The 9,944-nt window shown below is 71.6% G+C and carries 6 protein-coding genes; 2 read left to right on the top strand and 4 right to left on the bottom strand.

Going from position 1 to position 9,944, the window contains the following annotated elements; all coding sequences use genetic code 11:
* Together ACTIE9_RS06730 and ACTIE9_RS06725 are read right to left on the bottom strand one after the other, a co-directional pair.
* The coding region (locus tag ACTIE9_RS06730; protein WP_439564804.1) for a GlgB N-terminal domain-containing protein at window positions 1-786 on the bottom strand (786 nt) is incomplete at its 3' end.
* Window positions 786-2,819, bottom strand: coding sequence for an alpha-1,4-glucan--maltose-1-phosphate maltosyltransferase (locus ACTIE9_RS06725; protein WP_439564803.1), 2,034 nt, complete (start codon window positions 2,817-2,819; stop codon window positions 786-788). The genes ACTIE9_RS06725 and ACTIE9_RS06730, both read right to left, overlap by 1 nt.
* A gap of 478 nt (window positions 2,820-3,297) precedes the next feature.
* On the opposite strand from ACTIE9_RS06725, the gene glgP reads away from it, so the two are divergent.
* Entirely contained in the window at window positions 3,298-5,850 is a 2,553-nt protein-coding gene (gene glgP, locus ACTIE9_RS06720) for an alpha-glucan family phosphorylase (protein WP_439564802.1), read from the top strand.
* A gap of 36 nt (window positions 5,851-5,886) precedes the next feature.
* On the opposite strand, the gene ybaK is transcribed toward glgP, so the two are convergent.
* Together ybaK and glgX are read right to left on the bottom strand one after the other, a co-directional pair.
* Window positions 5,887-6,378 (bottom strand): Cys-tRNA(Pro) deacylase, encoded by a 492-nt coding sequence (ybaK, locus tag ACTIE9_RS06715; RefSeq protein WP_439564801.1) that lies wholly within the window; start codon window positions 6,376-6,378, stop codon window positions 5,887-5,889.
* Window positions 6,371-8,419, bottom strand: a complete 2,049-nt coding sequence (glgX, locus tag ACTIE9_RS06710; protein ID WP_439564800.1) for a glycogen debranching protein GlgX — start codon at window positions 8,417-8,419, stop codon at window positions 6,371-6,373. Before glgX ends, ybaK begins: the two co-directional genes overlap by 8 nt.
* Before the next feature lie 110 nt (window positions 8,420-8,529).
* On the opposite strand from glgX, the gene ACTIE9_RS06705 reads away from it, so the two are divergent.
* The gene (locus ACTIE9_RS06705; RefSeq protein ID WP_439564810.1) at window positions 8,530-9,723 is read left to right on the top strand and encodes a cysteine desulfurase family protein; all 1,194 of its coding nucleotides are present in this window, start codon (window positions 8,530-8,532) and stop codon (window positions 9,721-9,723) included.
* Window positions 9,724-9,944 lie beyond the last annotated feature (221 nt).

Below are 9,944 nucleotides of genomic sequence, written 5' to 3'. Positions count from 1 at the left end.
ACGGCTCGCCATCCAGTCGCCATCGCCCCAGGCGTAGTGCGAGTCACCGACGACGGAGGCGGTGGCCGGGGGCGTCTCGGTGTAGCGCGCCATCGGGTCGGCCCGGGTCACCCACGCGCCCTCGGGGGTGAGCAGCTCGAACTTGTAGGTGGAGCCGGGGCCGAGGCCGGGCACGAAGAGCTCCCAGACACCGTTGTCGTCGAGGCGGCGCAGGGTGTGGCCGACACCGTTCCAGCTGTTGAAGTCGCCGACGACGCGCACCGCCTGCGCGTGCGGGGCCCAGACGCTGAAGCTCGTTCCGTCGACGTCTTCATGCGGACGATGGTGGGCGCCGAGCACCTGCCACAGCTGCTCGTGGCGCCCCTCGCCCCACAGGTAGAGGTCGACGTCGCCCACGCTGGGCACGAAGCGGTAGGGGTCGTCCGCATGCCAGTCGGGGCCGCCGTCGTAGGTGGTGAGAACCGTGTAGGCCTGGCCCTCGTCGATCGCGCCCGGCAGCAGGCCGTGCCAGAGCCCGTCGGCGTCGTGCGCGAGGGGGTGCGTCGTGCCGTCGGCGCGCACGATCGAGACGCTCTCGGCGAGGGGCCGCAGCACGCGCACCACCCAGCCCGAGCCGTCGATCCAGTGCTGGCCGAGCGCGTCGTGCGGCCGAGGGTGCCGACCCTCGACGATCGCCCGGCGGTGGTCGGGGTGGAGGGCCGGAGGGGCGGGGGGCGGGGGAGTGCTCGGCGCGGGCGCCGCATCGCCCTGCGGCCCTGCGGTGCGTCGGGGCTGTCGCTCGGTCATCAGATGCCCTTCGGGTACTCGATGCGCAGGATGTGCACGGGCTCGACGAAGGCGTCGAGCCGCACGAAGTTGTCCGCACCCCAGCGGTACTTCTCGCCCGTGATGAGGTCTTTCACGTCGAACGTCGCGCCGGGGTCGAGCCCCAGGGCGGCGAGATCGAGGTGAACGGTCGTCTGGCGAGCCGAGTGCGGGTCGACGTTGGCGACGACGATGATGCCGTCGCTGCGGCCGCTCCGCACGAATCGGCCGGGCAGCACTTTCGAGTAGACGAGGATCGCCTCGTCGTCGCTCGCGTGCACCGCCAGGTTGCGCAGCTGCCGCAGCGCGGGGTGCTCGGCGCGGATGCGGTTCAGGCGCGTGAGGTACGGCGCGATCGACCGGCCCGCCTTCTCGGCGGCGGCCCAGTCGCGCGGCTTGTACTCGTACTTCTCGTTGTCGATGTTCTCTTCGCTGCCGGGCCGCGCCACGTTCTCGATGAGCTCGTAGCCGCTGTAGACGCCCCAGCTCGGGCTGGCCGTCGCCGCGATCGCCGCGCGCACCTTGTAGGCGGGCACGCCGCCGAACTGCAGGTACTCGGTGAGGATGTCGGGGGTGTTGACGAACAGGTTCGGGCGCAGGAAGGCGCTCGTCTCGTGGCTGAGCTCAGTCAGGTAGTCCTCGAGCTCGGTCTTGGTGTTGCGCCAGGTGAAGTAGGTGTACGACTGCTGGTATCCGGCGCCGGCGAGCGCCTGCATCATGGGCGGGCGCGTGAAGGCCTCAGCGAGGAACACGACGTCGGGGTGCTCGGTATTGACCTCGTGCAGCAGCCACTCCCAGAAGTGCAGCGGCTTGGTGTGCGGGTTGTCGACGCGGAAGATGCGCACGCCCCGATCGATCCACAGGCGCACGATCCGCAGCACTTCGCGGCTGAGCCCCTCGTAGTCGTTGTCGAAGTTGAGCGGGTAGATGTCTTGATACTTCTTCGGCGGGTTCTCCGCGTAGCGGATCGAGCCGTCGGGCAGCGTCGTGAACCATTCGGGATGCTCGGCCACCCACGGGTGGTCGGGCGCGCACTGCAGGGCCAGGTCGATGGCCACCTCGATGCCGTTCTGAGCCGCGGCCGCGACGAAGGACTCGAAGTCGGCGACGGTGCCGAGGTCGGGATGCACGGCATCGTGCCCGCCCTCGCTCGAGCCGATCGCCCAGGGGCTGCCGGGGTCGTGCGGGCCCGGGGTGAGGGTGTTGTTGGGCCCCTTGCGGTTGAGCCGGCCGATGGGGTGGATCGGCGGCAGGTAGACGACGTCGAACCCCATGCTCGCGATGGCGGGCAGCCGCTTGGTCGCCGTGGCGAAGGTGCCGCTCTGCCACGAGCCGTCTTTGCGCTGCTTGGCCCCTTCGGAGCGGGGGAAGAACTCGTACCAGCTGCCCACGGCGGCCCGGGTGCGCTCCACCCGCAGCTCGAGCTGCTCGCTGCGTGTCAGCAGGCTGCGCAGGGGGTGGGCGGCGAGCACCGCGACGACGCGGGCGTCGGTTGCCACGGCAAGCCGGGCCGCGGGGGTGAGCGTCATCTTGCGCATCGCCGTGCGCGCATCCGTCAGCACGGCGGCGGCCGGGGCCGCGGCGGTGACGGCTCCGGCGAGCGCGGCGGCGCGCTCGAGCAGCTGCGCGCCTTCGAGCAGCATGAGCTCGACATCCACGCCGGCCGCGATCTTGACGGTGGCGGCGTGCAGCCAGGTGGCCCAGTCGTCGGCGTAGGCCTCGACGTGCCAGCGATGCGTGCCGGCCTGCACGAGCTGCACCTCGGCGTGCCACCGGTCGGTGCCCGCCACGCGCTGCTCGAGCACGTGCCGCTCGACGGTGCCATCGGGCAGCGTGATCACGGCTTCGGCGCCGATCAGGTCGTGCCCCTCGCGGAAGACCGTGGCGGCGAACGGCACGACCTCGCCGACGAACGCCGTGCTCGGCCAGCGGTTCTCGGGCTGTTGCGGGCTCAACTGGCGGATCGGGATGCGCCCGATGCGGTGCGTGAAGGGCGGAGTCTGCGTCGTTGCCACACGTCGACCCTACGCCGGGGGCGGGGTGGATGCGCGGGTCGCCGAGACCGGGAATACGGCGTCGCGAGCCGTGTCGGCACAAGGGGGGACATAATGTACCCCGGTCGGGGTACACGAATCTTCGTCAAGAACTAGTCACGGTCGGAGCTCGGTCGTACTCTGATGTTCGGAAAGCGAACGGCTCGTATACCCGAAGCGAGCAGCCCGCATCCCGACATGCACGGAGCGACCCGAACTGCCCCGTGGTACAGGACCGAGACTCGATTCCCCCCAATCGCGAGTCCGGTCCTGTTCGTCGTTAACGGCGCCTCGCGACGCCGCCGCCCGGGAGCCGTCGCGCGTTGAGGCGCACGGCGCGCGTCGCGCGCCCGCCTCCGAGCGCCCTGCCCGGCTGGAACCGGTTCCCGGTCGCCCGCGCGCTCGCCTAGAGTGAAGCGGGGTGCCCCCACACCACGCCCCATGCCGAGGAGTGATGAGCGTGAAGGCGATCCGCCGCTTCACCGTCCGTACCGTTCTGCCCGAGTCGCTCGCCGCCGTGTCGGCGCTCGCCGCCAACCTGCGCTGGTCGTGGCACGAGCCGACCAAGGCGCTGTTCGCGCGCATCGACCCGCAGCGGTGGGAGGAGCTCGACCACGACCCCGTAGCGCTGCTCGGCGCCGTCGACCCTGCCCGGCTCGACGAGCTCGCGCACGACGCCGCCTTCATGGCCGAGGCCGAAGCGCTGCGCGCCGACCTCATGGCCTACCTCGAGCAGCCGCGCTGGTACCAGTCGCTGTCCGACGCCCCGCAGCGCATCGCCTACTTCTCGCCCGAGTTCGGCATCGCCTCGGCGATTCCGCAGTACTCCGGTGGGCTCGGCATCCTCGCCGGCGACCACCTCAAGAGCGCGAGCGACCTCGGCCTTCCCCTCATCGGCGTCGGTCTGTTCTACCGCGCCGGCTACTTCCGGCAGGCGATCGACCGCGACGGCTGGCAGAAAGAGAGCTACCCGCTCATCGACCCCGACGGCCTGCCCATGCAGATGCTGCGCGAGCCCGACGGCACCTCGGTGCGCATCACGCTGAGCCTGCCGGGCGGCGAGGCGCTGCACGCCCGCGTGTGGCGCATGGATGTCGGCCGGGTCGTGCTGCTGCTGCTCGACACCGACATCCACGACAACAGCGACGAGCTGCGGGGCGTCACCGACCGCCTGTACGGCGGCGGCGGCGAGCACCGCCTGCTGCAGGAGCTGCTGCTCGGCATCGGTGGCGTGCGCGCCATCAAGCGCTACCTCGACGTGACGGGCACGCCCGCCCCCGAGGTGTTCCACACCAACGAGGGCCACGCCGGATTCCTCGGCCTCGAGCGCATCAGCGACCTCATCGCCGACGGCCTGTCGTTCACCGAGGCCCTGCAGGTCGTTCGGGCCGGCACCCTCTTCACGACGCACACCCCCGTGCCCGCGGGCATCGACCGCTTCGAGGGCGAGCTCATCGAGCGCTACTTCTCGACCGACCTGCTGCCCGGCGTCACAGCGGCCGACGTGCTCGCGCTCGGCACCGAGGACTACGAGGGCGGCGACCCGGCCGTCTTCAACATGGCTGTCATGGGCCTGCGGCTCGCGCAGCGCGCCAACGGGGTGAGCAAGCTGCACGGCGAGGTCTCGCGCGGCATGTTCGGCGCCCTGTGGCAGGGCTTCGATCAGGGCGACGTGCCGATCACCTCGGTGACGAACGGCGTGCACGCCCCCACCTGGACCGACCCGCTCATGGTCGCGCTCGCCAAGGAGAAGCTCGGCACCTATGAGACCTCGGCGTGCGACTGGAGGTCGGAGGCGGTGAGCGACGCCGACCTGTGGTCGGTGCGCCGCGCCATGCGCCAGCAGCTCGTCACCGATGCGCGCGAACGCGTGACGGCAGCGTGGGCCGAGCAGAACCCCGGCATCGCCGCGCCGTCGTGGATGGCCGAGCTGCTCGACCCCGACGTGCTCACCATCGGCTTCGCCCGCCGCGTGCCCACCTACAAGCGCCTGACGCTCATGCTGCACGACCCCGACCGCCTGCGCGCGCTGCTCACCGACCCCGAGCGCCCCGTGCAGCTCGTGATCGCCGGCAAGTCGCACCCGGCGGACGACAGCGGCAAGGCGCTCATCCAGAAGCTCGTGCAGTTCGCCGCCGAGCCCGAGCTGCGCCGCCGCATCGTCTTCCTGCCCAACTACGACATCGGCATGGCCCGACTGCTCTACCCGGGCACCGACATCTGGCTGAACAACCCGCTGCGTCCGCTCGAGGCGTGCGGAACATCCGGAATGAAGGCGGCCCTCAACGGCTCTCTCAACCTGTCGATCCTCGACGGCTGGTGGAACGAGTACTACGACGCCGAGAACGGCTGGGCGATCCCGACCGCCGACGCCGCGGGTGACGGTGCCGAGCGCGACAAGCTCGAGGCCGAGGCGATGTACGACCTCATCGAGCACCAGATCGCCCCGCGCTACTACGACCGCGACGCCGACGGATTGCCGCGCCGCTGGCTGCAGAGCATCCGCCACACGCTCGCCACGCTCTCGCCCGAGCTCTCGGCCGACCGCATGGTGCGCGAGTACGTCGAACGGCTCTACGTGCCGGCGGCGCACGCCGAGCGCGCCATCACGGCCGACGGCAACCGCCCTGCGCGCGAGCTCGCCGCCTGGAAGGCGCGCGTCGCCGCCGAATGGCCGCACGTCTCGGTCACCCACGTCGAGTCGGGTGGTGTGCAGTCGCCGCAGGTCGGCGATGAGCTCAAGGTGCGCGCGCACGTGCAGCTCGCGGGGCTCTCGCCCGACGACGTGCTCGTCGAGGTCGCGTTCGGGCGGGCGCGCAACGGCGATGATCTCGTGGATGTTCGGCGCCAGCCGCTCGAGCTCTCCGAGCACGAACTGGGCCAGCCCGCGACGTTCGTCGGCACAGTGCCGCTCGCGCGCTCGGGATCGTTCGGCTACAACGTGCGGGTCACGCCGAAGCACGCGCTGCTCGCCAACCCGGCCGAGCTCGGACTCGTCGCCGTCGCCCACTGATCGCGCGGGCGCCGGGCGCTCGTCGCGCCTGGCTGGTCAGCGCGCGATGTCGGCGAATCGACCACCCGTGACGTGCAGCAGGTCGTCGGGCGCGAGCTCGATGTCGAAGCCGCGACGACCGCCCGAGACGTAGATCGTCGGCCACAGGGCGGCCGTCTCGTCGAGCATGGTCGGCAGCGCGGTCTTCTGCCCGATGGGCGAGATGCCGCCGACGACGTATCCCGTCTTGCGCTCGGCCACGGCGGGGTCGGCCATGACGGCGCGTTTGGCGCCGACGGCGGCGGCGAGGGCCTTGAGGTCGAGCATCCCCGTGACCGGAACGATGCCGACGACGAGCCGGCCGTCCGCCTCGGCGAGCAGGGTCTTGAAGACCCGGTCGGCGTCGAGCTCGAGCGCCGCCGCGGCTTCGAGGCCGTAGTTCGTCGTGGCCGGATCGTGCGCGTAGGTGTGCGCCGTGAACGCGATGCCCGCCGCCGCGAGGGCGACCGTGGCGGGCGTGCCCGGAGCGGACGACGCCGGTCTAGCCATGAGCGCGGAACAGCAGCATCGACGTCGGCCCGACGACGAGCGTCTCACCGGGTGCGTGCTCGCTCACCTGATCGGTGATGTCGTCGTGCGAGCTGTCCCACAGCAGCGTGTAGCCCTCCACGCCGTCGTGCGCGGGGAGCGTGACCTCGACGGGCTCCTCGATGCCGTGCACGATCAGCAGGATCCGGTTGAACTCCTCGAACTCGGGCGTCGAGGCGGCGAGATACTGCAGCGTGCGTTCGGCGGGGGAGTCCCAGTCGGTCATCGTCATGGCCTGGCCGTCTTTGTTGAACCAGTCCATCTGCGTCGCGTTCGGCACGGTCTCGCCCCACCGGCCGTAGCGCACGGGCCGCAGGGCGGGATTCTCTCGGCGCAGCCGCAGCAGCCGGCGCACGACGCGGTACAGGTCTTGCTGCCAGCCGTCGTGGTCCCAGTCGAGCCAGGTGAGTTCGCTGTCGTGGCAGTACGCGTTGTTGTTGCCGCGCTGGCTGCGGCCGATCTCGTCGCCGGCGGTGATCATCGGGATGCCCGCGCTCAGCAGCAGCGTGCCCAGGAGGTTGCGCATCGCCTTGCGCCGGGCGGTCGTGATGACCGGATCATCGGTGAGCCCTTCGACGCCGAAGTTGAACGAGCGGTTGTTGTCGGTGCCGTCGCGGTTGTCTTCGCCGTTGCCGATGTTGTGCTTCGAGTTGTACGCGGTGAGGTCGGCGACCGTGAAGCCGTCGTGGGCGGTGATGAAGTTGACGCTCGCGAGCGGCCCGCGCTCGGCGGCGAAGACGTGGGCGCTGCCGGTGATGCGCCGCGCGAGCGAGCCGATGCCCTCGGAGGCGGTGCCGTGCGCCCGGGCCGTGCCGACATCCGTCAGCCAGAAGGCGCGCGCACGATCACGGAAGCCGTCGTTCCACTCGTGGTAGCCGTTCGGGAAGGCGCCGACCTGCCAGCCGCCCATGCCGACATCCCACGGCTCGGCGATCATCTTGACGCCCTGCAGCGCCGGGTCGTCGAGGATCGCCCGCAGCAGCGGATGCTGCGGGTCGAACTCGGCACCCGCGTCGCGCCCGAGCGTCGCCATGAGGTCGAAGCGGAAGCCGTCGACCTGCACCTCGTTCGCCCAGTAGCGCAGCGAGTCGAGCACGAGGCGCTGGGCGACGGGCTGCGAGAAGTCGATCGTGTTGCCGCAGCCGGTCGTGTCGATGTAGGCGCCGTCGGGCGTCTGCCGGTAGTAGGTGGCGGCGTCGATGCCGCGGAAGCTCGTCGTCGGCCCTTCCGGGCCCTCCTCGGAGGTGTGGTTGTAGACCACGTCGAGCACGACCTCGAGTCCCGCCTCGTGCAGCAGCTTGACCATGCCCTTGACCTCGCGCAGCACGGCACCGGTGCCGCCGAACTGCGCCTGCCGCGTCGCGTAGGCGGCGTGCGGCGTGAAGAAGTTGAGGGTGTTGTAGCCCCAGTAGTTGACGAGGCCCTGGCCCTGCAGCCGCTGCTCGCTCACGAACTGGTGGATGGGCAGCAGCTCGACCGTCGTGACCCCGAGGTCTTTCAGGTAGCCGATCGTCGACGGATGTGCGAGGCCCGCGTAGGTGCCGCGCAGCTCGTCGGGCAGTTCGGGTGCGAGCTTCGTGAGCCCCTTGACGTGCGCCTCGTAGAGAACGGTGTGGTCGAGGGGGATGCGCGGCTTCTGCACGCCCCCCCAGTCGAAGGCGTCGTCTTGCACATAGCCGCGCCAGTCGCCGTCGGGCGTGCGGGCGAGTCCGCGCGCGTAGGGGTCGAGCAGCACACGCTCGGGGTCGAAGGCGTGCGTCGGCCCCGTGGGGCCGTCGACGCGCAGACCGTAGCGCACGCCCGGCGCGAGCGACCGGGTCGTGATGTGCCAGACGCCCGACCGCATGCGATGCATCGCGTGCGTCTCGGCGATCCAGGTGGGGTCGTCGGGGGCGAAGATGCAGAGCTCGACCGCCGTGGCATGCGTGCTGAAGACTCTCAGCTCGCCGCCGCGCGGCGTCTGCCGCACGCCGAGATGCCCGAGGGGGTCGTTCGAGGCCATGCGTCTTAGGCTAGGTCAACGCGAGACGAGCGCCGTTCACCGCCGTGTCATCGACCGTGCGCCGAGAGGAGGCCCGCGTGATCTACCTCGACCACGCCGCCACCTCACCCATGCCGACGGAGGTGCGGTCGGCGTATCTCGAGGCGCTCGAGCTCGTGGGCAACCCCTCGTCGATCCACGGAGCCGGCCAGCACGCCCGCGCGGTGCTCGACGACGCGCGCGCACGCCTCGCCGCGACGCTCGGAGTCGACCCGATCGAGCTGACCTTCACGGGTGGGGGAACCGAGGCCGTCAACCTCGCCATCAAGGGGATGTTCTGGGCGCGGAATGCGGGCACCGCGCGGGCGCGCATCCTCGTGCCGCGCACCGAGCACCACGCGGCTCTCGACGCCGTCGAGTGGCTCGCCGCTCAGGAGGGCGCCGAGCTGTCGTGGCTCGAGGTCGACGCGATCGGGCGGCTGCGGGTCGACGCGCTCGCCGAGGCGCTCGGTGACGGATCCGACGTCGCGCTGCTGACGATGCTGCACGCCAACAACGAGGTCGGCACGCTGCAACCCGTGGCCGAGGCGGCGGCGCTCGCCGCGGCCGTCGGCGTGCCCGTGCACGTCGACGCGATCGCGGCCTACGGGCAGGTGCGGCTCGATCCGCTGCCGCCGGGGGTGTCGGCGCTCTCGATCTCCGCGCACAAGATCGGCGGCCCCGTGGGGGTCGGGGCGCTCGTACTGCGTCGTGGTGCTGAGGTGGTGCCGCTGCTGCACGGCGGCGGGCAGCAGCGCGGGCGCTCGGGGACCATGGACGCCGCGGGCGCCGTCGCCTTCGCTGTCGCGGCCGAGTTCGCGCACGCCGAGCTCGCCGAGCGGGCCGCGCACAAGCGTGCGCTTCGGGCGCGGCTCGCGGCGGGCATCCGGAGCGCGGTGCCGCAGGCCGTGCTGCGGGGGGCGGCCGGCGCCGCGGTGGCCGAGCCCGACCCCCTGCGGGCCGCCGAGCTCGACGCCCTCGCGCTCCCCGGCACGCTGCACCTGACGGTTCCCGGCGCCGAGGGCGACTCGCTGCTCATGCTGCTCGACAGCCGGGGCATCGCCGTCTCGACCGGGTCGGCGTGCCAGGCCGGGGTGCCCGAACCCAGTCACGTGCTGCTCGCGATGGGTCTGAGCGAGGCGGATGCTCGCGGCGCCCTGCGCATCACGATCGGCCCGGCGACCACGGCTGACGAGATCGACGCACTGCTCGCCGCACTGCCCGAGGCGGTCGCCCGTGCGCAGGCGGCGGGGCTCGCGGCGCAGCAGCCGCGCCTCGGCCGCTAGCAGCCCCGCTCGCCCCGCCGGCTCGCCCCGCTCGCCCCACCCGCCCGGCTCGCCCCGCTCGCCCCACCCGCCCGGCTCGCCCCGCTCGCCCCGCTCGCCCCGTCACGAATCACGGAATCCAGGCCTGACAGACCTTTCTTCGCACGGCCGTGGCCCTGATCTCCGTCATTTCTCCGTGATTCGTCACGCGGGCGGTGCTCATGCAGCGCGGCTACCCTGGA

Source organism: Microcella sp. (genome assembly GCF_051860105.1).
Classification (GTDB): Bacteria; Actinomycetota; Actinomycetes; order Actinomycetales; family Microbacteriaceae; genus Microcella.
The sequence above is the reverse complement of the archived record's forward strand: the minus strand, read 5'-3'. Positions and strand labels throughout refer to the sequence as shown.

What these genes read in the sequence shown, in the direction of transcription:
- ybaK (WP_439564801.1), bottom strand. Translation starts at nt 6,378, where the DNA reads ATGGCTAGACCGGCGTCGTCCGCTCCGGGCACGCCCGCCACGGTCGCC.
- glgX (WP_439564800.1), bottom strand. Translation starts at nt 8,419, where the DNA reads ATGGCCTCGAACGACCCCCTCGGGCATCTCGGCGTGCGGCAGACGCCG.
- ACTIE9_RS06705 (WP_439564810.1), top strand. Translation starts at nt 8,530, where the DNA reads ATGCCGACGGAGGTGCGGTCGGCGTATCTCGAGGCGCTCGAGCTCGTG.